This window comes from Sorangium sp. So ce406, assembly GCF_051474675.1.
In the GTDB taxonomy this organism is placed as follows: Bacteria; Myxococcota_A; Polyangia; order Polyangiales; family Polyangiaceae; genus Sorangium; species Sorangium cellulosum_G.
Map to the genome: position 1 here is coordinate 10,656,768 of NZ_CP150340.1, position 25,878 is coordinate 10,682,645.

Below are 25,878 nucleotides of genomic sequence, written 5' to 3' on the forward strand. Positions count from 1 at the left end.
CGCGCATCACCGCGCGCCCCCGCCGCCGCGCGGGAGCGCGGGGCGATCGTTGCTCGCGCGCGCATAGGCCGGCGAGCGGACGATCGCCTCGACCAGGGACCGCATCCGGTAGCCGCGCGACACGAACCGCTCGCGGAGCGCGCGGAGCAGGGCCTCGTCCTCGTCGCGCAGCGGCCGCCCGAGGAACGACTCGGTCACGCGCTCGACCGCGCACGACGCGAACTCGGGCATGCGCGTGAGATCGGCCGCGACGCCGGCCGGGCCGCGCTCGGCGTGGTCCGGTGACGCATAGGCGCCCCGGAGCACGCCGCGCTCCCGGCTCGAGAACGCAGGATCGTAGAAGCGCTGGCACGACCCGCCCGTCTTGCCCTCCGCGTTCAGCTTGCACACCGGGTTCTCGATCGGGAACCTGGAGGCGGGGAGATAGGTCCACGTCGTCTCCTCGACCCGCGTGAAATACGCCGCGAGCGGCTCCAGCCTCGCGTGACAGCTCGAGCAGCCCGGCCGGACCATCAGATCGGGCTCGTCCGAGGGCGGGAGCTCCGCGTGCTCGGCCGTGAAGCTCTTGCACAGGAAAGCGCCGTAGAGCGCCGCCGCCCGCGCGCGGCGGGAGGAATATTTCGTGAGGAACACCGGCGTCGTGATGATCCCCGCCGCGCGCGGCCCGCGATCGGGGATGAACGTCCACTGCGAGACGTCGTGCGGAGCGACGACCGGCGGCACCGCGCCCGGCAAGAACAGGGGCGCCTCGTCCTCGCGCATCCCGAACGATTTGTGCAGCGAGCAGCACGCCGCGGGCGCGCTCGACCGATAGAACTGCGCGAGCGGCCCGTTGATGAACGTGTAACGCCCGGTGAGGATCTCCCGGAAATCGCGGTCGGCCCCGAAGACGTGATTCATGAGATGAATCGCCTCCTGCGACCACCAGAACTTGTGCCAGCCGGACATCGTGCGGGGCGCGGCGCCGATCGGCGCCTCGATGCCGAGCGGGACGTGCGCCGGCAGCGAGAAGCCGCGCGGATCCCTGCCGGAGCTGTCGCCGGGCAGGCAATGCTCGAGGCCGATGCCGCAGCCGCAGTCGACGCTCATCACCGAGGCGAGCGCGCTCCGGCACGAGATCGGCTCGCCGCGGTGCTCCCTGGCATAGCGATCCTCCGGCATCGGCGGGCGCGCGCGGCCCGCCGGCAGCGGAGCCCCCTTCGGCAACGGGGGAATGTCGCTCGCGTAGATGCGGCCGACGTCGGCGGTCTGCGCCTCTTCCTTGCAGACCCGGACCTCGACCGTCGGCGTCGCGCCGTCGGGCTCGAACAGGAGCTGCGGCAGCGGGACATAGGCGCTGTCCGGGTCCTTCCACCCGGCGCCGTAACGCTGCGTCGGCACGACCGAGAGGTAATCGCGGTAGAGCCAGAACGGGCGCACGACCGTGGTCCGCTCGTCGAGCAGCCGCTGGGGGATGGGCCTCGGCGTCCCCGTGACCTGAGCGAAGTTCGCCACCCGGAGGCCGCTCTCGGCCTCGGCGAAGCAGAACTCTCCGTCGATCACCGGGAGCAGGCGGCGCTGGTTGTGGCGGTAATAGACGTAGAGCGGCTTGCCGTCCGGGCCGAGCACCTGCGCCCGGCGGAGCGTCGTCTCCAGCGGCGTGAACAGACCCACCGGGCCGAGCTCCAGCCGCAGGACATCCATGTAGATGCGCGTGAGCCGCTCGACGTACCCCGGGCCGTCGAGGCGGCGCTCGATCCAGGCGTCGAGATCGAAGCCCGGCGACTCGAGCTCCGCGAGCTCCTCGCGCGTCGGGAGCCGGCCCTCCAGATCGAGCGAGAGCGCGCGGAAATACCGGTACTGCTCCAGCGTCGGCGCGGCGGCGGACGGCGGCGCGACGAGGGCCGCGGCCGCCGCCGCGAGCAGCGCCGGCGCGGCCAGCGCGCGCAGGGCGCGCGAGCCGCTCACGGCGCCACCCCGCCGGCCGCGCCCTCCGGGGCGGCCTCGCCGGGGACCGCCCCGGCCATCAGCATCCCGAGCTCGGTCCGCGATACGGCGCCCGCGTCCCGCGTCGCCACGATCCCGCCCCGGTACATCACCGCGATCCGGTCCGACAGCGACAGCACCTCATCGAGCTCCGCCGACACGAGCAGCACCGCCGCCCCCGCGTCGCGCGCGGCCACGATCTCGCGGTGGATGTGCTCGATCGACCCCACGTCCACGCCCCGCGTCGGCTGGCTCGCCACGAGCAGCTCCACCGGGCGGCTCAGCTCGCGCGCGAGGATCACCTTCTGCTGGTTGCCGCCCGACAGCGCCGAGACGGGCGTATCGGGGCCCGGCGCGCGAATGTCAAAGCTCTTTACCAGGCGCCGCGCGTTCTCCTCGCGGGCCTCGTCGCGGAGCACGCCGCGCGAGGAGAACGGCGCCTTGTGGTAGGTGCAGAGGGCGAGGTTGTCCGCGATCGAGTACGAGAGCACGAGCCCGTGGCGCTGCCGGTCCTCGGGCACGTGCGAGACGCCCCGCTCGATCAGCGCGCGGGGCAGCGCGCCGGTGACGTCGCGGCCGCGGAGGAGCACGCGCCCGCCGCGCGCCGCCGACAGGCCGGTGATCGCCTCGACGAGCTCGGTCTGGCCGTTGCCCTGCACGCCGGCGATGCCGAGGATCTCGCCCGCGCGCACCGAGAAGCTCACCTCGCGGACCGCGTCGCCGCCGGCCCCGCGCCGGCCCGCGACGCCGAGGCGCTCCACCTCGAGCACGACCGCCCCGGGGCTCGCCGGCGCCTTCGTCACCTGGAGCGCGACCTCGCGGCCCACCATCGTCGCCGCCAGGCCGCGCTCGTCGGTCTCGGCCGGGACCGCGGCGCCCACCACCCGGCCCGCGCGCATCACCGTCACCCGATCGGCGACCGCGAGCACCTCCCTGAGCTTGTGCGTGATGAACAGCACCGAGACCCCCTGCGCCGTCAGCCCCCGCAGCACGCGGAACAGGTCGTCCGCCTCCTGCGGCGTGAGCACCGCCGTGGGCTCGTCGAGGATCAGGATCTCCGCCTTGCGGTACAGCGCCTTGATGATCTCCACGCGCTGCTGCACGCCGACCGGGAGGTCCTCGACGCGGGCGTCGGGGTCGACGCCGAGCCCGTGGCGCGTCGACAGGGCGCGCACCTCGTCGCTCGCGCGCCGCCGGTCGATCACGCCGCCGCGCCGCGCGGGCTCCGCGCCGAGCACGATGTTCTCGGCGACCGTGAACACCGGGATCAGCATGAAGTGCTGGTGCACCATGCCGATCCCGAGCGCGATCGCGTCGCTCGGCGAGCGCAGCGCCACGGGGCGCCCGCTGCGGCGGAGCTCCCCCTCGTCCGGGCGCACCAGCCCGTAGAGGACGTTCATCAGGGTCGACTTGCCGGCGCCGTTCTCCCCGAGCAGGGCGTGGATCTCGCCCTCGCGGAGGTCGAGATCGACCCTGTCGTTGGCCAGGACGCCGCCGAACCGCTTGGTGATCCCCCGGGCCTCGAGGACGGCCGTCACCGGTGCCCCTCCCGCTCGTACGGCTGGCCATCGGCGGCCGGCGGCGTGGTCTTGCCGATGACGCCGGTGAGGATGAGCAGCGTCAGGAGGTACGGCACGAGCCCCACGACCGACGATTGCTGCAGGAACGACCACGACGGCGGGATGAGGTCGCGGAAGAGCTGGAGGTTGATCTGGAACGCCTGCGCGGCGCCGAAGACGAGCGCCGCGGCCCACGCGCCGAACGGGGTCCAGTCGCCGAAGATCATCGCCGCGAGGGCGATGAAGCCGCGGCCGTTCGTCATCATCGGCTCGAACGACGGCACCGACTCCAGCGTGAAATACGCCCCGCCGAGCCCCGCGATCGCGCCGCCGATCACGACGTTCACGTAGCGCACGCGCGCCACGTCGATCCCCACCGTGGCCGCGGCGCGCGGGTGCTCGCCCACGGCGCGCGCCCGCAGCCCCCAGCGCGTGCGGAACAGCACGAGGTGCGTGACGACGACCAGGGCGATGGCCGCCAGGGCGATCGGCTGCTGCTCGAACACGGGGCCCACGACGGGGATGTCCGCGAGGAGCGGGACGTGGAGGCGCGGCAGGACGCCGGGCGCGTGCGGGACCTGGCCGCCGAACGAGCTGCCCGGCCCGAAGAAGAGCTGTCGGTTGAAGAAGCCGGTGAGCCCGACGGCCAGCAAGTTGATCACCGTCCCCGCGAGGATCTGGTCCACCGCGAAGGTCACCGCAAGCACCGCGAGCAGGAGGCCCAGCGCCGCGCCCGTGAGGATCGCGATGACGACGCCGAGCAGCAGGCTCGGCAGCGGCGGGAGGTGCAGGACCGCGCTCGCGTAGATCGACCCGAACCAGCCCGAGAACGCCGCCGCGAGCATCATCCCCTCGATGCCGAGGTTGACGACCCCGGAGCGCTCGCAGAAGACGCCCGAGAGCGCGCCGAGCGTGAGCGGCGTGGCCACGGCGAGCGTCGTGGCCGCCATGCTGGCCACGATCGTGAGCGGCGGCACCCGCGACGCGCCGACCAGCGCGACGACGAGGACCAGCAAGCACACGACCGCGGCGATGAACCCGTACCGTCGATAGGCCATCTTCACCCTCGCGCTCAGCCACCCCAGCCGCGCGTGAGCACGAGCCGCTCGCGCTCGCCCCGCACGCGGTAGATGCGCCGGACCAGGGTGTCCGCCGCGACGAAGAGCAGGATCAGCGCCTGGATCACGGAGATCACGTCGATCGGCACCTGCGTGAGGTACTGCATCCGGGTCGCGCCGCTGCGCATGGCGCTGAACAGCAGGGCGGCGAGCACCGTCCCGCCGGGGTGCGCCTTGCCGAGGAGCGCGATGGCGATCGCGTCGAAGCCGTACCCCTGCGAGAACCCGAGCTCGTGCCGGTGGTGCAGCGCGCTCACCTCGACGGCGCCGGCCACCCCGGCGAGGGCGCCCGAGAGCGCCATCGTCACGACCACGGTGCGGCCCACGCGGACCCCGGCGTAGCGCGCGGCGTCCGGGCTCTGCCCCGCGGTGCGGACCTCGAAGCCGAAGACCGTCCGCTGCAAGACCCACCCGACGAGCGCCGCCGCGAGCAAGGCCAGCGGGAAGCCCCAGTGCAGCCGGAAGCCGTCGACGAGCGCCGGGAGGCGCGCGCTCTCGTCGATGAGCGGCGTGCGGGAGAGCACGTTGCCCGGGGTGGGATCCTTCATCGGGCCGTTCAGCAGGAAGCTCACCGCGTTGAGCGCGACGTAGTTGAGCATGATCGTGCTGATCACCTCGTGTCCGCCGGCGCGCGCCTTGATCCACCCGGGGATCGCGGCCCACAGCCCGCCGGCGAGCGCGCCGAGCAGCAGCGTCACGGGCACGTGCAGCGCCGCGGGCAACTGCACGCCGGCGAGCCGCGGCAGCCAGTGGCCCGCCCAGGCGGCCGAGAGCGCCCCGAGCGCGAGCTGCCCCTCCGCCCCGATGTTGAACAGCCCGCCCTTGAACGCCAGCGAGACCGACAGGCCGGCGAGGATGTACGGCGTCGCCCACACGAGCGTCTCGCTGACCGCCCGCGGCGACCCGAACGCGCCCTCGAGCATGCCCGCATAGGCGTCGATCGGATTGCCGCCGGCCAGGGCGATGAGGACGCCGCCGAGGACCATCGCGGTGAACACCGAGAGGGCCGGCAGCAGCAGCGGACGGAGGAGCCGGATCAGCCTCTCTCGCATGCCCGAGCTCCCCGGGCGCTCACTGCCCCGGCTTGGTCGGCGGCACCCCGGTCTTGAGGGTCCCGTCGAGGAGGGCCTTCCTGAGCTCCTCCATCTTCGCCTTCACCTCGGCCGGCACCTTGCCGTCGAGATCGTGATACGGCGCGTAGCCCGATTTGCCCGTGAAGTTCCCGCTCGGGAGCTTTCCCTCCTTGGCCATCTTGATGAGGTCGAAGGCGCCGTCGCTGATGAGCTTGACGGCGCTGGAGAGCAGGACCTTCTGGGCCTCTGGCACCGTGTAGTACTGGTCGGTGTCGACGCCGATGGCGTAGGCGTTCTTCGTGGCCGCGCCGAGCAGCGCGCCGTTGCCCGTCTTGCCGCCGCCGCCGAAGACGATATCGACACCCTTGTCGATCATCGAGACGGCGGTCGTCTTCCCCCACTCGGGATCGGTGAACGTCTTATCGAACCCGACGTCGTTGTGATAGACGACGCTGAGCTCGACGTCGGGCTTCACGTGCCGCGCGCCCGCGCGGAACCCCTCGCCGAAGCGCCAGACGGGCGGCACGGCGTCGGTGGCCAGCACGGCGCCGACCTTCCCCGACTTGGTCATCATCGCGGCGAGCGCGCCGACGAGGAAGCCGCCGTGGTCCTCCGGGAAGATGAGGCCGACCACGTTCGGCTTCTCGGCGCCGGGCCCCTGGAACTGGTCGATCCCGATGAACTTCACGCCCGTGAACTGCGCGGCCGCGGCGTGCGTCGCCTCGGTGAGCCCGAAGCCGCTCGTCACGACGACGTCGTACTTCTCCTCGGCGAAGGTCGCGATGTTCTTGGGGTAGTCCTTCGGATCGGTGGTCTCGATGTACTGCGTCGTGGCGCCGAGCTCCTTCTGCGCCCGCTGGAGCGCCTCCCACGCCGACTGGTTGAACGACTTGTCGTCGATCTTGCCCATGTCGGTCACGAGGCCCACGCAGAACACCTCGGGGGTCGCGCAGTCGGCCTTCTTGTCCCTGCTGCACGCCGGGAGCGCGCTGGCCAGCGCCAGAAGGACCGCGAGCGCGAGGCGCCGCTTCTTCAACATGCCGGATCTCCTTTGGAAGTCGCATTGGACACCGGCCAGCGCACCAAGGCAACCCGGCGATTGCATTTGCGCACATTTGACCACACATCTGCGTGAAGGCCGCGGCGCGCCGGGCGCTCGAGCGCTGCGGCGCGATCGGGAGCAACTTTTTCTCGAGCGGCGTTGTCACAGTCGCACGGTGGCGCCCGATGAACGACGGGGCGCGCCGGCTCAGCCTGCCCCAGGAGGTCTTTCATGACGGGTCCTGCCGTTCGACTCATGCTTTGTGGTGCACTCATCGCGACTGCCCTGGTCCCTTCCGGGGACGCGTCGGCCTGCGGTGGTGTGGAGATCATGCCCGCCATCGATCACCGCGTGATGGGCGTCGCGCAGGCCGAGCAGGCGCTGCGCGACGGCCGGATCACCGCGGCCGCGGGGAGCGTGATCCGGATGTTCCCCGAGATCCGGCGGCTCTCTCACGACAAGGATCCGCTGCTCAACCGGGCTTTCCGTGTCCTCGCCGTGGCCACCGCGCGCGCGGGCGGGGCGCTCCAGGTCGCCCCGGAGCTGCCGCGCGAGCTGCTCGAGACGTGGGGCGGGGCGTCCGCCGAGGACCGCAAGGCGAACGTCGACTGGTCGATCCGCGCGCTGCGCCGGCTGAACGAGCAGCGCAAGAACGACCCTGCGCTCCAGACCGACCTCGGCGAGGCGCTCGCCAGGGCGCCGGAGCACCGCGGCGAGGCGCTCAAGCTGCTGGGCGACCTGGCGGAGAAGGACCTGCTCGCGAGCCCGGAGGGGTACGCGACGCTCGCGCAGCTGCGCGCGCTCTCGGGGGACGGCGCGGGGCACGACGCCGCCGCCAGCCGGTGCGAGGCGATGGCGAAGAACACGGCCCTCTGTAGGAGCAGCCGCGCGATCGACGCGCGCTCGCAGAGCTGACGCCGATGCGCGCCCGCCCGCTGCTCGCCGCGCTGGTGGCGCTCGCCTCGGGCGCCGCCGCGTGCACCTCGGAGGACCCGCGGGGGACCGGCCCCGCCGCGACGCCGCCCGCGGAGGACGGCGGCGCGGCGGTTGCGCTCGCCGCAGCGCCGGCCGCGATCGCCGCGGCGCCGGCCGGCGATCCGGAGCGCGGGGAGCGGCTCGTCGCCGAGTACCAGTGCAACCGCTGCCACGACGGGACCGGGCACGCGCCCGCGCCGCGCGACGCGCATTGCGTGCAGTGCCACCAGGACATCGCGGCCGGGCGGTTCCAGGCGCCGGCCGCGGCGATGAAGCGGTGGAACGAGAACCTGGTGTCGCTGCGCGACGTCCCGTCGCTGGCGGCGGCCGGCGACAGGCTGCGGCGCGACTGGATCCGCGGGTTCCTGCTGGAGCCGCATGACCTTCGCCCGCGCCTGCACGCGACGATGCCGCGGCTCGCGCTCGGCCCGGAGCAGGCGAGCGACATCGCGGCGTACCTCACCCGCGATCGCCGCGAGCGGCGCGAGCGTCCGACGGCGTCGCTGGAGGGCGCGAGCGCGGCCCGGGGGCGCGAGCTCTACGAGGCCAAGGGGTGCGGGACGTGCCACGCCTTCACGGGGGTGACCGGCGTGACGGCGGTCGCGCCGGTCAAGGCGATGGAGAAGGAGACGCGCGCGGCAGTCGCGCTCGCGCCGGATCTGCGGATCGCGCGCGAGCGGATCGAGCCGGCGGACCTCGTGGCGTGGGTGCTCGATCCGGGGGCGATCAAGCCGGGGACGCCGATGCCGCAGGTTCCGATGTCGCCCGACGAGGCGCGCGACATCGCGGCGTTCGTCATGACCACGCCGCTCGCGCCGCGGGCGCCGGCGAGCGCGCCGGAGAGGCTGCCTGTCCTGTCGCGGCGGGTGACTTACGAGGAGGTGGATCGCAGGGTGTTTCGCGTCACCTGCCGGCACTGCCATTCCGAGCCCGACTACGCGCTCGGCGACGGCGGGCCCGGGAACACGGGCGGGTTCGGCTTCAAGGCGCGCGGGCTGAACCTCGCGACGTACGAGGGGATCGCCGCGGGGTACGTCGATGATCACGGCGAGCGGCGGAGCGTGTTCGCGCGCGGTCCGGGCGGCGTGCCGCGCCTTCTGGCCGCGCTGCTGTCGCGGCAAGCGGAGGAGGCGGGGCGGGCCGATCCGGCGGTGCGCGGGATGCCGCTCGGGCTGCCGGCGCTCGGCGCGGAGGAGATCCAGCTCGTCGAGAGCTGGATCGCGCAGGGGCGCCCGCAATAGCGCGGCGGGCGACGAGGGCGCCCGTGGTAGGCTCCGGCCGCGTCCGCGCGCCGCGGATCGCACCACCCGCGATGTGGGGAGGCCGGTTGTCATGACAGGGATGCTCCTGGAAGAGGATTTTGCCAAGGTCGGTGTCGATCCGCGGCTCGAGTGGCGCCACCCGCCGGCGCGCTGGGTCGTGGCGCCGGAGCGGAGCGTGCTCGTGGTCGAGCCCGCCGCGAAGACGGATTACTGGCAGCGGACGCACTACGGCTTCCAGAACGACAACGGCCCTTTCCTGTTCACGCGCGCCGGCGGCGATTTCGTGATGACAACCCATGTGCGGTTCCGGCCCGCGCACCAGTACGACCAGGCCGGGCTCATGGTGAGGCTCTCGGCGTCGTGCTGGCTGAAGACGTCCGTGGAGTTCGAGCCGAACGGCCCGAGCCGGCTGGGCGCGGTGGTGACGAACGCGGGCTACAGCGACTGGTCGACCCAGCCGTTCCCCTCGGATCGCCGCGAGATCTGGCTGCGCATCCGGCGGGAGGGCCCGGACTACATCGTCGATGGCTCGGACGACGGCGCGGCGTGGACGCAGCTCCGCATCGCGCACCTGCACGAGGACGACGGGGCGCGCGAGGTGGAGTGCGGCCTCTACGCGTGCAGCCCGATGGGCGAGGGCTTCGTGGCGGAGTTCGAGCTGCTCCGGATCGCGCCGGGGCGCGCGGCCTGAAGCGCCGCGCCGCGGGCGCCGCCGCCCTCGTCGCCCCGCGCTGAGCGCTCAGCCGGCCGGGCAGCGCGGCGCCTCGCCCGCGGGGGCGGCCTCTGCGTCGGGCGCGGGAAACTGGTGGCGGAAGGTGAACGCGCGGGGCGTCGGCCCGTGGCGGCGGAGCTCCTCGAGCCGCTCCTCGGCCTCGGCCACGGTCGGGATGTGCCCGGCCGGGATCCACCACAGCACGGTGACAGCCTCTTTCATCGGCACGAACCACTCCCGGCGGCGGCGCATCGCGGCGGCGTGGTCGGGGTTGCGGAAGACGAAGTCGGACAGGGCCTCTGGCGACTCCCACACCGACATGTTCACGATGAGCCGGTCGTCGCCGAACGCGCGCACCCCGGTGGCGTCGCCGTCGTCGGTCTTCAGCCGCCACACGAAGCCCGGCGCGGCCTCGGCCAGCGCGTTCACCGGGTCGAGCGCGGACACGAAGTCGGCCAGCCGCGCCGAGTCGAGCGGCTCGATCGGCAAGGCGATGTTGACCTGGGCGAGGTGGTGAGTCGGCATCCGGAGAGGATACCACCGCTGCGCGCCTACGGCTGACGGAGCCTCCGCGAGGACAGGAGCGCGAGCCCTCCCGTGCGCTCCGCGACGCGCTGGAGCGACGCGAGCAGCGCGGACGCCTGCTCCTCCCCGAGCAGCGCGCGCAGCCGCCGGTTCACGGCGGCGCGCGCGGCCCGCCCCGCCTCGACCGCGGCCCACCCGCGCTCGGTGAGCTCGACCAGGCGGTTGCGCTGATCGTCATCGGCGACGCGCCGGCGCACGTAGCCGAGCTCCTCCAGCTCCGTCACCGCCTTGGACGCCCCCTGCGCCGTGATGCCGAGCCGCTCGGCGAGCTCCCGCACCTTCACCGGGCCGGGGATGAGGTGCTGGAACACGTAGCCGTGGCTCGGCCGGAGATCGCCGTGACCGGCCTCCTCCACGCGGCGCATCACCTCGTCGCTCGTCGCGGCCGCGATGGCGGCGAAGAGCAGCACGAGGTCCTGATCCGGGCGCGCGGGCTTCACGGCCGGAGCCTGCATCGCGCAACCGAAGTTGCGCAACCGAAGTTGACAGATCGGGTCGGCTGCCCTATCCATCAACCAAGGTTGTGCAACATAGGTTGCGCTTATCCAGGGCCGGGACCGAGCACCGGGCAGATCGCCCGTGTGCGCCCCGATCCGCGCGGCTCCGAGGAAGGGATGAGGGACGAGCGATGCACCTCGCGCTCCATGGCTCCTGCGACCCCGCGTTCGCGCCCGTGCGCGCGGCGTTCGCCTCGAATTTCGAGCGGTTCCCCGAGCTCGGGGCCGCCGTGTGCGTCGTGGTGCGCGGCCGCGTTGTCGTCGACCTCTGGGCCGGGTTCCGGGACGCGGCGAGGACGGCGCCGTGGGGCGGCGACACGATCGTGAACGTCTTCTCGGCGACCAAGGGCGCTGTCGCGCTGTGCGCCCACGCGCTCGCCGAGCGGGGCGCGCTCGACCTCGACGCGCCCGTCGCCGCGTTCTGGCCGGAGTTCGCCGCGGCCGGCAAGGGGCACGTCCGCGTGGCCCAGCTCCTCGACCACAGCGCCGGCCTGCCGGCGCTCCGCGCCGAGCCGCCGGAGGGCGCGCTCTACGACTGGCAGGCCATGACCTCCGCCCTCGCCGCGGAGGAGCCGTTCTGGGAGCCGGGCGCCCGGCACGGCTACCACGCCGTCACGTTCGGCTTCCTCGTGGGCGAGGTGATCCGGCGCGCCCGCGGCCGGCGCGTGGGCGCGTTCCTCCGGGAGGCCGTCGCGGGGCCGCTCGGCCTCGACCTCCACATCGGCGTCGGAGCCGAGCACGACGGGCGGATCGCCGAGGTGCCGCCGATGATCGCGATGGTCGCGGGCCCCGGCGCCGGCGGCCCCGGCGGCGCGTTCGCCGCGAGCCTCCGCGACCCGACGTCGCTCACGTCGCTGGCCTTCACCAGGCCCCGCGACCTCGTGGCGCCGGGCTTCGTGAACACCGCCCGCGCCCGGCGCGCGGAGATCCCCGCGCTGAACGGCCACGCGAACGCGCGCGCCCTCGCGCGCATGTACGGCGCGCTCGCGAACGGCGGGGCCCTTTCGGACGGCGGCGCGCGCGTGCTCTCGCCGCAGGCCATCGAGGCCGCGCTGGCCGAGCGGTCGCGCGGCCTCGACGCCGTCCTGCTCGCGGAGAGCCGGTTCTCGCTCGGCTTCATGCTCCCGAGCGCCCTGCGGCCGTTCGGCCGGGGTCCGCGGACCTTCGGCCACCCCGGCGCGGGCGGCACGCTCGGCTTCGCCGACCCCGACGCGGGGCTCGGGTTCGGCTACACGCCGAACCAGACCCTCGCGAGCGGCGAGGGAGGTGACCCGCGGTGGCCGGCGCTGCTCGACGCGGTGTACGCCTGCCTCTGAGTCCGAGCGCGCGTCGCTCTACCTCGTCTCTGGATTCATGAGCGGGGGAGCCGCAGAGGACACCTGGGCGAGAACAAGGACGCTGCGGATCAGCGTCGTCGGGCGAGCGTGATACAACGCAGCGAGAGAGCCGAAGGACATGAGCACGCTCTACGATCGCATCGGCACATGCTACTCCGCCACGCGGAGGACGGATCCGCGCATCGCGGCGCTGATCCGAGGCGCCCTTGGCGATGCGCGCTCGGTGATCAACGTCGGCGCGGGCGCCGGCGCGTATGAGCCGACCGACCGAGAGGTGCTCGCGGTCGAACCATCGGAGACCATGATCGGGCAAAGGCCCCTCGGCTCGGCGCCAGCCCTCCAGGCCAGGGCAGAGGACCTCCCCCTCCCCGACCGGAGCTACGACGCCGCCCTAGCCGTCAACACGCTACATCACTGGACCGACCTGCGGGCGGGCCTGCGCGAGCTCCGCAGGGTCGCACGCAAGCGGATCGTCATCTTCATGCGCGACCCGCCGAGCGGTCGACCTTTCTGGCTAACCGAGAACTACCTGCCCTCGCTCGACCCGTCACGAAAGTACTCCGCCGTCATCGAGGCGATCCGAGAAGAGCTCCCGTCCGTGAAGGCGCTGCCCTTCGAGCTGCCCCGCGATTGCGCCGACGGTCTGTTCGTTGCGTACTGGGGGCGGCCGGAGATGTACCTGGACGGCGAGGTCCGGCGGAACATCTCGAACTTTGCGCTCGCGGAGGAGGGCGACATCGCGGAAGGGCTCGCGCGCTTGAGGGCGGACCTCGCGTCGGGGGCGTGGGACCGCAAGCACGGGGAGCTGCGACGGCGGGAGTCGCTCGACCTGGGTCATCGCGTGCTGGTCGCCGAGCTCGGATGACGCACGACCTGGGCAGAGCGCGCCGCTCGTAGGGGATCAGCCGGGCCCGGGCCATGCCCGCATCGCGGCCTCCACGGCCGCGCGGAGGCTCTCCCGTGACGCGCCGTCCCGCGCCTGGACCGACATCCCCAGCAAGAGGGTCGAGTAGAACGTGGCCAGCGCCGCGGCGTCCGTGTCGGACGCGAGCTCGCCGTCCTCGATGCCCCGCTGGATCCGCGCCTGAAGCGAGGTGTGCCAGGCCTCGCGGTACCCCCGCATCAGGTCCTGTACGGGCCGGGCGCCGGGGGAGCACTGGGTCCCGGCCAGCGCGATCATGCAGCCGGACGGATGATCGGTTCGCGTGAGCTCGTCGGCCGCCGTCTCGAGCAGCCGCCGCACCGCGCCCCGGGCCGTCGGCTCCTTGGCGAGGATGCAGCCCAGGTTCCCGCCCCCCCGGGCGAGGTACCGATCGACCGCCGCCCGGAAGAGCTGCTCCTTGCCCCCGAACGTCGCGTACAGGCTCGACGGGCTGATGCCCATCGCCGCGCTCAGCTCGTCGAGCGACGTCGTCTCGTACCCCCGCTCCCAGAACAGGACCATCGCCCGCTCCAGCGCCGCCTCCTGATCGAAGCTGCGCGGCCGCCCTCGCCCTCGCTGGACCTGCCCCGCCGCCTTTTTTCCTAACGATCGTTCCATAAATCGCTTGACGGACAACCCAAGCCTACGTAGTTTCCTTTTCAGGAACGATCGTTCCAGAAAAAAGGAGACCTGTCGATGAGCACGCTGAAGGGCAAGGTTGCGCTGGTTACCGGGGGTTCGCGGGGTATCGGGGCGGCGATCGCAAGGCGCCTGGCGCACGAGGGCGCCGCCGTGGCCATCACCTATGCCGCGTCGCCGGCCAAGGCAGCCGAGGTGGTGCACGGCATCGAGGCGGCGGGCGGCAGGGCGATCGCCGTCCGGGCGGACAGCGCGGACGCCGACGCGGTGAGGAGCGCCGTCGCCTACACCGTGAAGACCTTCGGGCGGATCGACGTGCTGGTGAACAACGCGGGTGTCGCCGCCATGGCGCCGCTCGATCAGTTCTCGCTGGAGGAGTTCGATCGGCTCATGGCGGTGAACGTCAGGGGCCTCTTCGTCGCGGCGCAGGAGGCTGTCCGCCACATGGGCGAGGGCGGGCGCATCATCAACATCGGGAGCATCAGCGGCGACGGCGCGCTCATCCCCGGGATGGCCGTCTATGGCGCGACCAAGGCAGCGGTCGCCGGCCTGACCCGCGGCTGGGCCCGGGATCTCGGCGCGCGCGGCATCACGGTCAACAACGTCCAGCCCGGCCCCGTGGACACCGACATGAACCCGGCCGACGGCCCGCTCGCCGCCCAGTTCAAGCACCAGATCCCCGTGCAGCGCTACGGGCAAGGCGACGAGATCGCCGGCATGGTGGCGTACCTGGCCGGCCCCGACGGCGCCTTCGTGACGGGCGCCAACCTGAATATCGACGGCGGCTTCACCGCCTGATCAGACGGATCCGGCGCGAAACCGCCGCGCATCCCGCTCGCCGATGCGCTCCATCTCCCGGAGCCAGGTCTCTCGCTGCACGGGGGTCCGGGTGTTCTGGTTGAAATAGGTGGTCTCGCGGACGGGCCCGAAGCCGACGAAGCGCAACGTCGCGTTGACGAAGGACGCATGAACGGAGCGCCGGTGCCAGAAGCGGTACCACCAGCTCGGGCTATCCATCGTCGTCACGACGCGCGCGCTGCGACCGGCGAGCAACCCCTCGGGCAGCGGGCTCCGCTTTCGATAGGCGAACGACCAGCCGGGCAAGAAGGTGCGGTCGATGAAGCCCTTGATGAGCGCGGGCGGCCCCGCCCACCAGGTGGGAAAGAACCAGGCGACGTGGCTCGAACGCTCGATGGCGGTGCGGGCCTGGAGGAGATCCGGCTCGAGCTCCTGTCGACCGCTGAAGCCGGCGCGCAGGTGCGGATCGAAGGAGAGCGAGCGCAGGGCCAGGTGCTCGACGCGCGCTCCGCCTCTCTCGAGGCCGATGGCGTAGGCCCGAGCGAGCGAGTCGCTCAGGCTGTCGGGAGCCGGGTGACCTTGAATGATGAGGTGCATGCGTCGATCTTGGCCATGCAGCAGCATCCGGGTAGACCGATCCGAGCAGGCGTGCCATGCGTGGGTGCATGGCTCGCTCTCCCGCCTCCCCGCGCGCCGGCGCGCCCCCCGCCGACGTGGACTGGGCCGATCTCCGCCTCTTCCTGGAGGTGGCGCGCACCGGCAGCTTCTCGGCCGCCGCCCGCAAGCTCGGCGTCGAGCAATCGACGGTGAGCCGGCGCATGGCCGCCTTCGAACGGGCGCTCCGGGGGGCCGTGTTCGATCGGCGACCGGGAGGCTCCATGCTCACGCCGCTCGGCGAGCGGCTCCGCCGCCATGTCGAGGCGATGGAGGCCGGCGCCGACCAGCTCGTGCGCGAGGCGAGTGGCCACGAGAGGGAGGTCGAGGGCCTGGTTCGCCTCGCGCTCACCGAGTCGATCGCCGTGCACGGCGTGATTCCGCGCGTGCTCCCGGTGCTGGCCGAGAGACACCCGCGCGTGTCGGTCCACCTGCTGACCAGCTACGAAGCGGCGGATCTGGGCCACCGTGAGGCCGAGATCGCCGTGCGCTTCTTCCGGCCGAGGAGCGGTGATCTGGTGGCCGCGCGCATCGTCACCCTGCCCACGGTGCCTGTCGCCCACCGCAAGCTCTCGAAGAAGAGCCGCGACGAGCTCGACTGGATCGGCGTCGATCTGGGCCGCATCCCCACCGTCGAGGAGGACTACCAGAGGCGCCACGTGAAGAAGGCTCCCAAGGTCGTCGTGAGCAGCTACATCGCCCAGATCGAGGCCGTGCGCGCGGGCCTCGGCGCCGCCGTCTTGCCGTGCAGCACACTCGATCTGGACGCCGACCTGGTGGAGCTCGATCTGGGGCTACCCGCAGGTCCCGTGCTCGAGCTCTGGCTCGTCACGCCCCGCAGCCTGCGCCACGTGCCGCGCATCGCCGCCGTGTGGAGCGCCCTCGAGGAGCAGCTCCAGTTTCTACACGACGCGCGGCGCACTATGTGAACGCTCACATTTTCCTTCATCCCCGCCTTCGCCGCTTGATCACCTCGTGCATGCCCCGGGGTCGCCATGTCGTTCCCAAGGGCGGCAGCGCGGCTCAGGCGCTGGCAAGCTCGACCGCCAGTGCGCCAGGCGGAGCTCGTGCGGCGGCTCACACGGGCGCGGCGACCGACCGCCGTGGCACCCCCGGCGCAGGTCGAGGAGCGCCGCGCGCCGGTCATTTTGATTGACGCCGCCGTGTGAACGTTCACAATATGCTCCTGACCCCTCGAACCACACGAGGCCGGGCGACGCAGGCGGAGGTGAATCAAGCCCGAGGAATGCTCGTTCTGTAGCCCTTTTCAGCGGGGAAATTGAACAGGGAGGCGGGGAGACAGGGAGTATTTCGAAGCTTTCCCTCCCCGTCTCCCCGCCTCCCTGTTCAATTTCCGAAGAAATTTGAGGGAATGCCTCAGGAATCATGCCCCTCGGGCAGCCTCGGGGAGGCGCCGGGCAGGTCGCCCCGACCAGGAAGTAGCTCGCCTTGACGCGACCATTTCTCTGCGAGCCGCGTGCTGAGCGCTCTCGCTGACACCTCTCATCAGGAGATCACCATGCACTTCGCTTCCCGATGCACCAACACCCGCTCTCGCACCCAATGTACCGTCGGTGCGGCGTCTGCAGCCGTCCTCCTCGCGCTCCTCTCAAGTTGCAGCGGGGAGTCGCCGGTCGACGACGGCGATGCCACGAGCACGACGACCGGCCCTGGAACGAGCGGCTCGACCAGCAGCGGATCGGGCGGGAGCGATGGGCAAGTGACGAGCGGCGGCTCGACGAGCGCCAGCGGAGGATCGGCGACGTCCGGAGGCGGCGGTGACCCTGGCACCGGCGGCGGTGACGGCGGCTCGGGTGGTGGCCCCCCTGCTGTCTGCCCCGAGACCTACTCCAATCCTCTCATCTGGGCAGACCTCCCCGATACAGAGGTCATTCGCGTCGACGACACCTACTACTATACCGCGTCCTCGTTCCACCATTCGCCTGGAGCGCCGGTGCTCCGCTCCTACGATCTGGTCCACTGGGAATATCTATCACACTCCGTCCCCCGGCTGGACTTCGACGCGAAGTACGACCTGAGCGGGGGCAGATCCTATGTCAACGGCATCTGGGCCTCCACGCTCCAGTATCGAAAGAGCAACGAGACCTTCTACTGGATGGGCTGCATGCACAACGTCGGCGGCGGCTGGGTCTTCACTGCCAAGTCCCCCGAAGGTCCGTGGGAGAAGCACAGAGGCGGCTGCTATTACGACATGGGTCTGTTGGTCGACGACGACGACACCATGTACGTGGCGTACGGCAACGGCACGATCAGCGTGGCTCAGCTCAGCGCAGACGGCTTCAGCCAGGTCAAGAATCAGGCCGTGTTCCAGACGCCGGGCAACATCTCCGGGCCGCTGGAGGGCTCTCGCTTCTACAAGATCGAGGGGAACTACTACATCCTCACCACACAATACGCGAACGGCGAGTACGTGCTGCGATCGACGAACGGCCCCTTCGGTCCCTACGAGCTGCGGCCCTTCGCGGTCAAGCTGCCCTACGCCGGCGCCGCGGGCTCCGGCGGGAGCCCCCACCAAGGCGGCATCGTCCAGACGCAGAACGGCGACTGGTACTACATCGCGTTCAATGACGCGTTCCCGGCCGGCCGCATGCCGGTCATGGCCCCGGTGACGTGGTCCGACGGCTGGCCCTCGGTCACCCTGGTGGACGGCAAATGGGGAGGTACGTACCCCTTCCCGGACCTGCCGTGCGGATCGAACCGGGTGAAGCCGCCCGCGAGCAGAGAGACCTTCGCGAAAGAGACCCTGAGCCATGAGTGGGAGTGGAACCACAACCCCGACAACACCAAATGGTCCTCCGGGGCTGGACTGACCCTGCAAACGGCGACGGTGACCGACGATCTTTATGCTGCCCGAAACACGCTGACCCGTCGTATCGAGGGGCCCGTCTCGATCGCGACGATCGAGCTCGACTACAGCAAGATGCAGAACGGCGATGTCGCCGGCCTCGCCGCCCTGCGCGACGCGTCGGCGTGGATCGGGGTCAAGAAGGCCAACGGGGCGACGCGCGTCGTGATGACCAACGGGGTCAACATGAACACCTCCTGGACCACGACGGGCAAGGGCACCGAGGTGGCCGGCGCCGACGTGTCCGGCAACAAGATCTGGCTGCGCGTGGAAGCCAACGTCCGCACCGATGCCGGCGGCGCGCAAGCGCGCTTCTCCTACAGCACCGACGGCACCCGGTTCACCAGCCTGGGCAACACGCTCAACATGAACAAGGACTGGCAGTACTTCCTTGGCTATCGGTTCGGCATCTTCAACTACGCCACGCAGTCCCTGGGCGGCTCGGTGAACGTCGCTTCCTTCGAGGTGACCAAGCCGTAGCCCGCGAGCCGCTCGTCTGCGCTTCGGCGCTTCGCGCGCCCGTGGTGCCCTTCTCGCCCCTCCCCGCTCGTCGATGCCCGGAGGGGCGACGTCCTTGAAGGGCACGCCGCGCGGCTCGATACCCCGTCAGCCGTCGTACCCGCCCTGCTCGCCGTCCGCGTCCGGCGAGCGACACCGCATCACCATGCAGATCTCGTTGCCCTTCTCGTTGTGCCGCACCTCGTCCATGAAGGTGCGGATCAGCATGAGACCGCGGCCGCTCGGCTTCTCCAGGTTGGCGAGGTCGGTCGGGTCCGGCAGGTCGCGCGGGTCGAAGCCGGGGCCCTCGTCGCGCACGACGTAGGTCGCCTCGGTCCGCGTCTCCCGCGCGGTCACGTACACGCGCCGGTCCCGGTACGGGCTCTCCCGCCGGCGACGCTCGACCAGCGCCTGGAACGCGCCCGTATCCTCGTCGAGCAGCGTCGAGCAGACCTCGAGGTTGCCATGCACGATCGCGTTCACCAGCGCCTCGCGCAACGCCACCGCCACCTGGATCCGGCCCGTCTCGTCGCACAGCCGCATCCGGCCCAGGCTCTGCTCGATGTGGCCCACCAGCGCGGGCACCTTCGCCACGTCGTTGTCGAGCTCGAAATGGGACTCGGTCGCCGTCAGGCACGAGAGCAGCTGCTGCTCGCGACGATCGAGCCGCGCGACGGCGAGGACGTTCTCGACCGTGCTCACGAGCTCCGCCGCGAGGTTCCGCTTCGCGACGTAGCTCGCCGCGCCCCGCCGGAGCGCCTGCACCGCGATGTCCTCGCTGCCGTGCGCCGTCATCAGGATCACGGGCAAGTACGGGTGATCGCGGCGGATCGCCTCGACCAGCTCCAGGCCGTCCATCTCCGGCATCTGGAGATCGGTCAGCACGATCTCCGGCATCGCCCGCGCGATCGTCTGCAGCGCCTCGACGCCGTTCTCGGCGTACATCGGCTCCATGCCGGCGCGCTTCTTGAGCAAGCTGCCGGAGAGGCGCCGATCCATCGGGGAGTCGTCCACCACGAGCACCCTCACCATCGCGTCACCTCGTTATCAGAGCGTGGTTCGCCCTGCACCGGGGGCGCAGGGTCCGCCGGCGAGCCCTCTCGCATGAACGCGGCGAGCTCGGGGATCAGGCGATCGATCTGCGCGCGGAGCGCGAACTGCGCCTCCGCGAGGCTGCCGAGCTCGTTCGCGCGCGCCATCTTCTCCAGCGCGAACGCGGCCTCGAACGCGCCCCGCGCGCCGAAGCTGTCGACCCCGCCCTTCAGGCTGTGCGCGGCCCGCTGGAGCTTGCGCGCGTCGCCGGCCGTCACCGCCTCGTCGATGTCGGCCATCCAGCGGGGGCACTCCTCGAGGAAGACCTCGGCGAGCTCGCGCAGGAGGTCGGCGTCGCCGCCCGTCCGCTCCAGCGCCTTGGTGCGGTCGAACATCGGCCGCGCCGCGATCGACGACGGCGAGCCGGTCAGCCGCTCCGAGCGGGTGCTCGGCGGCCCGCTCTCGAACGACGACGACGGCACCGACGTGTACGAGCTCGGCGCGCCGAGCGACAGGCTCGCCGGGTCCTCGATCTCCAGGGACGAGGGGCCGGCGGCGAGCCGGTCGATCATGTCGTAGAGCTCCTCCACCTGCACCGGCTTCGACACGTAGCCGTCGAAGCCCGCCCGGAGGCAGCGCTCGCGGTCGCCCTTCATCGCGTAGGCGGTCACGACGATGAGCGGCATGTGCCCGCCCTCGCGCCGCTCGCGGGCGCGGACGGCGCGCGCCGCCTGGAGGCCGTCCATCTCGGGCATCTCCACGTCGAGCAGCGCCACGTCGTACTGCCCGCTGGCGATCTTCTCGACGGCGAGCCGGCCGTTCTCGACGATGTGCACGTGGTGGTCCTGCCGCTCCAGCCAGCGGCGCATCAGCTTCTGGTTGATCGCGTTGTCCTCGGCGACCAGCACGCGCAGGCCGCGGACGCGCGGCCCGGGCGCGGCGCGGCGCACGTCGGCCGACCGGAGCGCGCTCCGCGTCGGGACGCCGAAGGCGTGGAACACGGCCTCCTGAAGGTGCGACGGCTTCACGGGCTTCGTGAGCATCGCGAAGACGCCGAGGTCGCGGCAGCGCGCGGCGTCCGCCTGCGCGCTCGTCGAGCTCAGCATCATGACGGTGCGGCCCTTCAGGATCTCGCGGCGGCGGCAGTGCTCGACCACGGCGAAGCCGTCGACCTTCGGCATGCGGGCGTCGACGATCGCGAGGCCGAACGAGCTGCTCGGCCCGACCGCGTTGCCCCCCGGCTTGCCCCAGGGCAGCGCCCACACCCCCGAGTCCTCCGAGAGCGCCGCGATCGCCGCCGCCCCGGAGTCGACGGGGACCGCCTTCATCCCCCAGCCCTCGATCGTCTCGGTGAGGATGCGCCGCGTCGTCGCGTTGTCGTCGGCGATGAGGACCCGCGTGCCCAGGAGGTCCTTCGGGAGCTGCGGCCGGCGCGACCGGGCGGCGCCCTCGAGCGCCCGGAGCTGGAGCGTGAAGTGGAAGGTGCTGCCCTTGCCGACCTCGCTCTCGATCCAGATCTTGCCGCCCATCATCTCGACGAGGCGGGCGCAGATCGTCAGCCCGAGCCCGGTGCCGCCGTACTTGCGGGTGGTCGACCCGTCCGCCTGCGCGAACGCGTCGAAGACGAGCCGCTGCTTGTCGGGGGCGATGCCGATGCCCGTGTCGATGACGCGCACGTGGAGCACCACGACGTCGCCGAGCGCCTCGCCCGAGTAGAGGTCGGCCGAGCTCGGGCGGTCCGCGGCGGCCTCCTCGGGCGCGACGGGCGCGCGCGCGTCGACCCCGGCGCGGACGAGTATCTCGCCGGCGTCGGTGAACTTCACCGCGTTGCTCACGAGGTTCACGAGGACCTGGCGCAGGCGGAGCGGGTCGCCGACGAGCGCCTCGGGCACCTCGGGGCCGACGTCGTAGGCGAGCTCGAGGCGCTTCTCGTGGGCGCGGAGCGCGAGCGTCTTCACGGCGTCGCCGAGGATCTCGCTCGGGTCGAAGACGACGGGCTCGATCTCGAGCTTGCCCGCCTCGATCTTCGAGAAATCGAGGACGTCGTTGATGATGGCGAGCAGCGCGTCGGCCGAGATCTTGACCATCTCGAGGTACTCGCGCTGCTCCTGGGTGAGCTCGGTCTGGAGCGCGAGCGACGTCATGCCGATGATGCCGTTCATCGGGGTGCGGATCTCGTGGCTCACGCTGGCGAGGAACTCGCTCTTGGCGCGGCTGGCCGCCTCGGCGGCCTCCTTGGCCTGCTGGAGCTCGGCCTCGACCGCCTGGCGCTGCATGAGCAGGGCGCGCAGGCTCGCCGAGTGCTCGCGCTCGTTCTCGAGCGAGGCCTCGCCCATGGCGTCGGCGCGCCGCTTGGCGATGCTCGCCATCACCGCCATGGCCGGCGTGGTGACGGCGAAGACGATGACCCGCAGCAGGTTCTCCCCGGAGTAGTGGAACGGCGCGCCGTCCTCGGAGAAGTAGATCGCGAAGTAGACGCACGAGATGAGCGACGTGACGATGCCGCTCCAGAGGCCGCCGCTGAACGCCGCGAAGACGATGATCATCGACAGGATCGCGGGCGGGTTCGGGACGGTCCAGTCGAACGCGGCCTCGAGCGAGGTGACCGCGCCGATGACGATCAGCGCGAGCAGGGGGCCGAGCAGCGGCAGCCACCGCTTCTCCCAGGAAGGGCGGCTGAGGCGCGGCTGAGGCGCGGACGGGGCCGGCAGGAAGGTGCCGCGGGCGTCGCCGTCGCCGACGAACGAGAGGCGGGGCTCGCCGCCGAGCGAGGGGCGGGGCTCGCCGCCGAGAGAGGAGCGGGCGTCGCCGGCGAGCGAGGGGCGGGGCTCGCCGGCGAACGAGGGGCGGGCGTCACCCCCCAACGAGGGGCGCGGCTCCGCGCTGCTGGTCCCCGGCGCGGCGGCTGGCGGGGGAGCCTCGGCCTTCGGCATGGCTCCATGGAGATAGCGGGGTCGCGATCGGGCGTCCATGGCCGCGAGGGTGGGATGCGGCGGTCCGGCCGCGCGGGGGCGACGCCGGGAGGGGGCGGCGGGAGCGAGCCGAGGGCGCCGCGCGTTCCCCGAGCGCTCATCGCGCGGTCCACGACCGCTCACCGCGCGTTCACTGTGCGTTCGCCGTGTGATCTCGATGCGCTCCTCGTGCGCTCCGCGTGGGTCCTGCGTGGGTCCTGCGTCGTGTTACCCCTTCACCCCGCCCGTGGTCAGCCCCGCCACGAGGTGCCGCTGCACCAGGTAGAACGCGCCCATGACCGGCAGCGAGACGAGCAGCGCCCCTGCCGCGAACCGCTCCCACTGCGCGTCGTACTCGCCGATGTACCGCTGCAGCACCACCGGCAGCGTGAACATCTCCTCCTTGCCGAGCAGCGTCGCCGCGAGGATGAACTCGTTGTACGCCGTCATGATCGCGAACAGCGCCGTCACCGCGATCGCCGGCCGCGCCGCCGGGAGCACGACCCGCAGGAAGGCCTGGAAGCGCGTCGCCCCGTCGACCATCGCCGCCTCCTCCAGGTCGACCGGGATCGCCTCGAACGCCGCCCGGAGCTGGAAGATCGAGAACGGCACCGCCGTCGACGCGTAGCAGAGCACGAGCCCCGTCCGCGAGTTGAGCAGGCCGAGCGCGTCGAGCAGGAGGTAGAGCGGGATCGCGCTCGCCACCGTGGGGAACATCTGCGTCGCGAGCAGCGCGCGCACGCCGCGGTCCTTTCCGATGAACTGGAAGCGCGCGAGCGCGTACGCCGCCGGGACCGCGATGGTCACGCCGACGGCCGCGGTCGCGAGCGCCACGACGATCGAGTTCGCGAGCTGGCGGGGGAAGAGCCAGATCTCCTCGCCGCCGACCTTCTGCGACGTGGTGACCACCGCCTCGAGGTGCTGGAGCGTCGGCTGGTTCGGGATCGGCAGGACCTCCGGCACCGGCGGGCGCGACCCCGAGAAGGCGATCGAGATGACCCAGAGCACCGGGTACAGCGCGAAGGCGACCGCCGCGAGCAGCGCGACGTGCACCGCGATCGACTCGACCGGAGAGGGCTTGCGCGTCATACGGCCTCCGTCGCCGCCACCGGGGCGGGCGCCGACCCGTCGGCGGCCCCGCCGCCCTGCGGGATGTAGGAGCCGGGCGTCCGCCTGCGCCAGCGCCAGTCGCGCGTCGCGAACGTGAGCAGCAGGAAGATGAGCACCGAGTACGCCGCGGCGTAGCCGTACTGGGCCTCTCGCGTGAACGCCCACCGGTACGCCTCGGACACGAGGATGTCCGTGGTGCCGTCCGGATCGCCGCCCGAGACAAGGAACACCACGTTGAACATGTTGAACGTCCAGATCGCGCCCAGCGTCACCGCCGGCGCGAGCACCGGCCGGATCAGCGGCAGCGTGATATTCCAGAGACGCTGCCACCGCGTGGCGCCGTCGACCTCGGCCGCCTCGAGCACGTCCTCGGGCACGGCGGTGAGCGCGCCGAGCGTGACCACCATCATGAACGGGAAGCCGAGCCAGACGTTCGTCGTCACGTTGGCCGTGAACGCGGTCGTGAAGCTCGAGAACCAGGCGATGGGCTCGATGCTCGTGCCGAACGCGGAGTTCACCGCCTCGATGAGGCCGGTCACCGCCCCGAACTGCCGGTGGAACATGCCCTTCCAGGACAGCGCGGTGACGTAGCTCGGCACCGCCCACGGCACGATGAGCAGCACCCGGTAGAGCGCGCGGAGGCGCAGCGTCGGGCGGTGCAGGAGCAGCGCCAGCGAGACGCCGAGCAGGACGTGGAAGAAGAGGTTCACCGCCGTCCAGAGCACGGTGACCGCGAGCACGAGGTAGAACGAGCCGCTCGCGAAGAGCGGCCCGCCGCGCGCCGTGAGGATGCTGATGAAGTTGGCGAGGCCGACGTACCGGAGGCTCTCGCCGCTGCCGGCGAAGAGCGACGTGGCCGCGCCGATGACGAGCGGGACCATGACGAGCACGCCGATCGCGACGACGGCGTGCGCGACGTACTTGTAGGCCTGGAGCGAGCGTTGAATCGAGCGCTGGAGCGTCGGACGCGCCGGACGCGTCGGGCTGGAGACCGCGCGCTTCGCGGCGACGACCCACCGGAGCACGAGGACGAGCGCGAGCGCGCCGAGCACGAGGAGCAGCGGCGCCGGCGAGGCGCGCGGCGGGAGCGGCCGGCGCACGTCGTCGAAGCGGCGCTTCGCCTCGGAGAGCGCGACCTCGGGGGGCGCGTCGCCCCGCAGCACCTTGCGGATCGCGCGCGCCGCCGGCTCCCACGTCGAGCGCATCGCCGGCGAGGTCGGCATCGGGATCGCCACCTTGGCCTGCTCGGCGAACGCCGCGATGAAGGCGTCGTCGGCCGGGACCGCCACGTCGGTGCGGACCGGCGGCGTGCGCGCCACCTCCAGGCGCGTGGCCGCGGCCGCGGCGCCGGCGATGTGACGCGCGAGCGCCCGCGCCTCGGCGCGCTGCGCGCCCTGGGGCGAGAGCATCACCGCCTCGACGGTCATGAACGGCCGCATCGGCTGGCCGGTCTCGCGCACCTTCGGGAGCGGCACGACGCGCGAGCGCCGCTTGGCCTCGTCCTTGAGGCCGCCCACGAACCACGGCCCGCTGATCGCGAACGCCGCGCGGTTCGTGTTGTAGAGGTCGGTCACGAGCGCGCCGTTCGCGTCCTCCGGGACGACCCGCCGCGCGATCAGCGAGCGGACGAGCTCGAGCGACCGCTCCGGCCCGGGGCCGACGAAGCCGAACTGGTCGTGCTCGTCCAGCATCGTGCCGCCGAACGCGGCGAGGATCGGCATGTGCGCGTAGGCGTTCGACGCCTCGTACGCGAGCGGGTACACGCCCTGCGGCAGGGTACCGGCGAGCGCCGCGATGTCCTCGAGGTACGCCGGCGCCTCGCGGACGAGCGCGGTGTTCATGTAGAGCGCCATGCACTTCTGGCTGATCGGCAGGCCGAAGATCTCGCCTTCCTGCCGCACCGCCGCGAGCGCCGGCCCCTGGAACACCGCCTCGCCGCCCGGCTCGAGCGCGTCGCCCACCGGCGCGACGAGCTTGCGCGCGCGGTAGTCGCCGAGCCGCTCGTGGGCGTCGATGAACAGGTCGGGCCCCTCGCCCATCGGGACGGCCGCCTGGAGCTTCGAGGCGTAGGCGTCGAACGGGAGGGCGAGGAGCTCGACCTCCTCGCCCTTGAAGGCCGCGACGATGGCGCCGAGCGCCCTGGCCTCGTCGTCGCGGTAGGCATGCCATAGCCGGATCGGCGCCGCGGCCGCGAGCGCCGGCAAGAGGAGCAGCAGCGCGGCGAGCGCGGCGGCCGTGAGGGCGGGCGCGGGCGGGGTGCGGCGGCGGCCTGGCATGGTGCGC

At 72.0% G+C, this 25,878-nt stretch carries 21 protein-coding genes; 8 read left to right on the top strand and 13 right to left on the bottom strand.

Annotation, left to right across the window (positions count from 1 at the left end; genetic code table 11):
* Positions 1-6 precede the first annotated feature (6 nt).
* Genes WME96_RS40035 through WME96_RS40055 form a run of 5 tightly spaced genes read right to left on the bottom strand, consistent with a single transcriptional unit; the run spans position 7 to position 6,754 of the window.
* Positions 7-1,947, bottom strand: a complete 1,941-nt coding sequence (locus tag WME96_RS40035) for a DUF1585 domain-containing protein (protein ID WP_437286821.1) — start codon at positions 1,945-1,947, stop codon at positions 7-9.
* Positions 1,944-3,503 carry an ABC transporter ATP-binding protein gene (locus WME96_RS40040; RefSeq protein ID WP_437286822.1) on the bottom strand — a complete coding sequence of 520 codons (1,560 nt, stop codon included), beginning with the start codon at positions 3,501-3,503 and terminating at the stop codon, positions 1,944-1,946. The genes WME96_RS40035 and WME96_RS40040 overlap by 4 nt, the downstream gene beginning before the upstream one ends.
* Positions 3,500-4,582 (bottom strand): ABC transporter permease, encoded by a 1,083-nt coding sequence (locus tag WME96_RS40045; protein WP_437286823.1) that lies wholly within the window; start codon positions 4,580-4,582, stop codon positions 3,500-3,502. The genes WME96_RS40040 and WME96_RS40045 overlap by 4 nt, the downstream gene beginning before the upstream one ends.
* A gap of 14 nt (positions 4,583-4,596) precedes the next feature.
* A complete protein-coding gene (locus WME96_RS40050; protein ID WP_437286824.1) occupies positions 4,597-5,694 on the bottom strand; it encodes an ABC transporter permease in 1,098 nt (365 codons plus the stop codon).
* Between the two features lie 19 nt (positions 5,695-5,713).
* The gene (locus WME96_RS40055) at positions 5,714-6,754 is read right to left on the bottom strand and encodes a BMP family lipoprotein (RefSeq protein ID WP_433930367.1); all 1,041 of its coding nucleotides are present in this window, start codon (positions 6,752-6,754) and stop codon (positions 5,714-5,716) included.
* Positions 6,755-7,087: 333 nt separating this feature from the next.
* Between WME96_RS40055 and WME96_RS40060 the strand changes: the two genes are divergently transcribed.
* The 3 genes from WME96_RS40060 (at position 7,088) to WME96_RS40070 (ending at position 9,685) form a co-directional block, all read left to right on the top strand.
* Positions 7,088-7,672: a hypothetical protein gene (locus WME96_RS40060; protein ID WP_437286825.1), complete on the top strand. Its 585-nt coding sequence runs from the start codon at positions 7,088-7,090 to the stop codon at positions 7,670-7,672.
* A gap of 5 nt (positions 7,673-7,677) precedes the next feature.
* On the top strand, positions 7,678-8,973 hold the full coding sequence (locus WME96_RS40065; RefSeq protein ID WP_437286826.1) for a c-type cytochrome: 1,296 nt from the start codon (positions 7,678-7,680) through the stop codon (positions 8,971-8,973).
* A 91-nt stretch (positions 8,974-9,064) separates the two neighbouring features.
* Positions 9,065-9,685, top strand: coding sequence for a DUF1349 domain-containing protein (locus tag WME96_RS40070; RefSeq protein ID WP_437286827.1), 621 nt, complete (start codon positions 9,065-9,067; stop codon positions 9,683-9,685).
* Between the two features lie 48 nt (positions 9,686-9,733).
* On the opposite strand, the gene WME96_RS40075 is transcribed toward WME96_RS40070, so the two are convergent.
* Both WME96_RS40075 and WME96_RS40080 read right to left on the bottom strand, forming a co-directional pair.
* The gene (locus tag WME96_RS40075; protein WP_437286828.1) at positions 9,734-10,231 is read right to left on the bottom strand and encodes a DUF3291 domain-containing protein; all 498 of its coding nucleotides are present in this window, start codon (positions 10,229-10,231) and stop codon (positions 9,734-9,736) included.
* A gap of 26 nt (positions 10,232-10,257) precedes the next feature.
* Positions 10,258-10,731 carry a MarR family winged helix-turn-helix transcriptional regulator gene (locus WME96_RS40080; RefSeq protein WP_437286829.1) on the bottom strand — a complete coding sequence of 158 codons (474 nt, stop codon included), beginning with the start codon at positions 10,729-10,731 and terminating at the stop codon, positions 10,258-10,260.
* Between the two features lie 188 nt (positions 10,732-10,919).
* Here WME96_RS40080 and WME96_RS40085 point away from each other — a divergent pair, with 188 nt between their 5' ends.
* Both WME96_RS40085 and WME96_RS40090 read left to right on the top strand, forming a co-directional pair.
* Complete coding sequence (locus WME96_RS40085; RefSeq protein ID WP_437286830.1) at positions 10,920-12,104, top strand: serine hydrolase domain-containing protein; 1,185 nt, start codon at positions 10,920-10,922, stop codon at positions 12,102-12,104.
* A gap of 139 nt (positions 12,105-12,243) precedes the next feature.
* The gene (locus tag WME96_RS40090) at positions 12,244-12,990 is read left to right on the top strand and encodes a class I SAM-dependent methyltransferase (RefSeq protein WP_437286831.1); all 747 of its coding nucleotides are present in this window, start codon (positions 12,244-12,246) and stop codon (positions 12,988-12,990) included.
* Positions 12,991-13,026: 36 nt separating this feature from the next.
* On the opposite strand, the gene WME96_RS40095 is transcribed toward WME96_RS40090, so the two are convergent.
* Positions 13,027-13,665, bottom strand: coding sequence for a TetR/AcrR family transcriptional regulator (locus WME96_RS40095; RefSeq protein ID WP_437286832.1), 639 nt, complete (start codon positions 13,663-13,665; stop codon positions 13,027-13,029).
* Between the two features lie 78 nt (positions 13,666-13,743).
* Between WME96_RS40095 and WME96_RS40100 the strand changes: the two genes are divergently transcribed.
* Complete coding sequence (locus WME96_RS40100; RefSeq protein WP_437286833.1) at positions 13,744-14,484, top strand: 3-oxoacyl-ACP reductase family protein; 741 nt, start codon at positions 13,744-13,746, stop codon at positions 14,482-14,484.
* Here WME96_RS40100 and WME96_RS40105 read toward each other — a convergent pair whose 3' ends face one another.
* Positions 14,485-15,081 (bottom strand): NAD(P)H-dependent oxidoreductase, encoded by a 597-nt coding sequence (locus WME96_RS40105; RefSeq protein ID WP_437286834.1) that lies wholly within the window; start codon positions 15,079-15,081, stop codon positions 14,485-14,487. It abuts the gene before it with no gap.
* A gap of 68 nt (positions 15,082-15,149) precedes the next feature.
* On the opposite strand from WME96_RS40105, the gene WME96_RS40110 reads away from it, so the two are divergent.
* Both WME96_RS40110 and WME96_RS40115 read left to right on the top strand, forming a co-directional pair.
* Positions 15,150-16,067 carry a LysR family transcriptional regulator gene (locus WME96_RS40110; RefSeq protein WP_437286835.1) on the top strand — a complete coding sequence of 306 codons (918 nt, stop codon included), beginning with the start codon at positions 15,150-15,152 and terminating at the stop codon, positions 16,065-16,067.
* Between the two features lie 590 nt (positions 16,068-16,657).
* Complete coding sequence (locus WME96_RS40115; RefSeq protein WP_437286836.1) at positions 16,658-18,484, top strand: glycoside hydrolase family 43 protein; 1,827 nt, start codon at positions 16,658-16,660, stop codon at positions 18,482-18,484.
* 126 nt (positions 18,485-18,610) lie between these two features.
* Here WME96_RS40115 and WME96_RS40120 read toward each other — a convergent pair whose 3' ends face one another.
* From WME96_RS40120 to WME96_RS40135, 4 genes are all read right to left on the bottom strand, one after another.
* The gene (locus tag WME96_RS40120; protein WP_437286837.1) at positions 18,611-19,534 is read right to left on the bottom strand and encodes a response regulator; all 924 of its coding nucleotides are present in this window, start codon (positions 19,532-19,534) and stop codon (positions 18,611-18,613) included.
* A complete protein-coding gene (locus tag WME96_RS40125) occupies positions 19,528-22,467 on the bottom strand; it encodes a response regulator (RefSeq protein WP_437286838.1) in 2,940 nt (979 codons plus the stop codon). The genes WME96_RS40120 and WME96_RS40125 overlap by 7 nt, the downstream gene beginning before the upstream one ends.
* A 246-nt stretch (positions 22,468-22,713) precedes the next feature.
* Positions 22,714-23,574, bottom strand: coding sequence for a sugar ABC transporter permease (locus WME96_RS40130; RefSeq protein WP_437286839.1), 861 nt, complete (start codon positions 23,572-23,574; stop codon positions 22,714-22,716).
* Complete coding sequence (locus WME96_RS40135) at positions 23,571-25,871, bottom strand: extracellular solute-binding protein (RefSeq protein ID WP_437286840.1); 2,301 nt, start codon at positions 25,869-25,871, stop codon at positions 23,571-23,573. Before WME96_RS40135 ends, WME96_RS40130 begins: the two co-directional genes overlap by 4 nt.
* Positions 25,872-25,878: the final 7 nt, after the last annotated feature.

Bases quoted from the DNA above. Each gene is read 5' to 3' on its own strand.
- WME96_RS40045 (WP_437286823.1), bottom strand. From the start codon at position 4,582: ATGGCCTATCGACGGTACGGGTTCATCGCCGCGGTCGTGTGCTTGCTG.
- WME96_RS40050 (WP_437286824.1), bottom strand. From the start codon at position 5,694: ATGCGAGAGAGGCTGATCCGGCTCCTCCGTCCGCTGCTGCTGCCGGCC.
- WME96_RS40055 (WP_433930367.1), bottom strand. From the start codon at position 6,754: ATGTTGAAGAAGCGGCGCCTCGCGCTCGCGGTCCTTCTGGCGCTGGCC.
- WME96_RS40060 (WP_437286825.1), top strand. From the start codon at position 7,088: ATGCCCGCCATCGATCACCGCGTGATGGGCGTCGCGCAGGCCGAGCAG.
- WME96_RS40065 (WP_437286826.1), top strand. From the start codon at position 7,678: ATGCGCGCCCGCCCGCTGCTCGCCGCGCTGGTGGCGCTCGCCTCGGGC.
- WME96_RS40070 (WP_437286827.1), top strand. From the start codon at position 9,065: ATGACAGGGATGCTCCTGGAAGAGGATTTTGCCAAGGTCGGTGTCGAT.
- WME96_RS40075 (WP_437286828.1), bottom strand. From the start codon at position 10,231: ATGCCGACTCACCACCTCGCCCAGGTCAACATCGCCTTGCCGATCGAG.
- WME96_RS40085 (WP_437286830.1), top strand. From the start codon at position 10,920: ATGCACCTCGCGCTCCATGGCTCCTGCGACCCCGCGTTCGCGCCCGTG.
- WME96_RS40090 (WP_437286831.1), top strand. From the start codon at position 12,244: ATGAGCACGCTCTACGATCGCATCGGCACATGCTACTCCGCCACGCGG.
- WME96_RS40095 (WP_437286832.1), bottom strand. From the start codon at position 13,665: ATGGAACGATCGTTAGGAAAAAAGGCGGCGGGGCAGGTCCAGCGAGGG.
- WME96_RS40100 (WP_437286833.1), top strand. From the start codon at position 13,744: ATGAGCACGCTGAAGGGCAAGGTTGCGCTGGTTACCGGGGGTTCGCGG.
- WME96_RS40105 (WP_437286834.1), bottom strand. From the start codon at position 15,081: ATGCACCTCATCATTCAAGGTCACCCGGCTCCCGACAGCCTGAGCGAC.
- WME96_RS40110 (WP_437286835.1), top strand. From the start codon at position 15,150: ATGGCTCGCTCTCCCGCCTCCCCGCGCGCCGGCGCGCCCCCCGCCGAC.
- WME96_RS40115 (WP_437286836.1), top strand. From the start codon at position 16,658: ATGCACTTCGCTTCCCGATGCACCAACACCCGCTCTCGCACCCAATGT.
- WME96_RS40120 (WP_437286837.1), bottom strand. From the start codon at position 19,534: ATGGTGAGGGTGCTCGTGGTGGACGACTCCCCGATGGATCGGCGCCTC.
- WME96_RS40125 (WP_437286838.1), bottom strand. From the start codon at position 22,467: ATGCCGAAGGCCGAGGCTCCCCCGCCAGCCGCCGCGCCGGGGACCAGC.
- WME96_RS40130 (WP_437286839.1), bottom strand. From the start codon at position 23,574: ATGACGCGCAAGCCCTCTCCGGTCGAGTCGATCGCGGTGCACGTCGCG.
- WME96_RS40135 (WP_437286840.1), bottom strand. From the start codon at position 25,871: ATGCCAGGCCGCCGCCGCACCCCGCCCGCGCCCGCCCTCACGGCCGCC.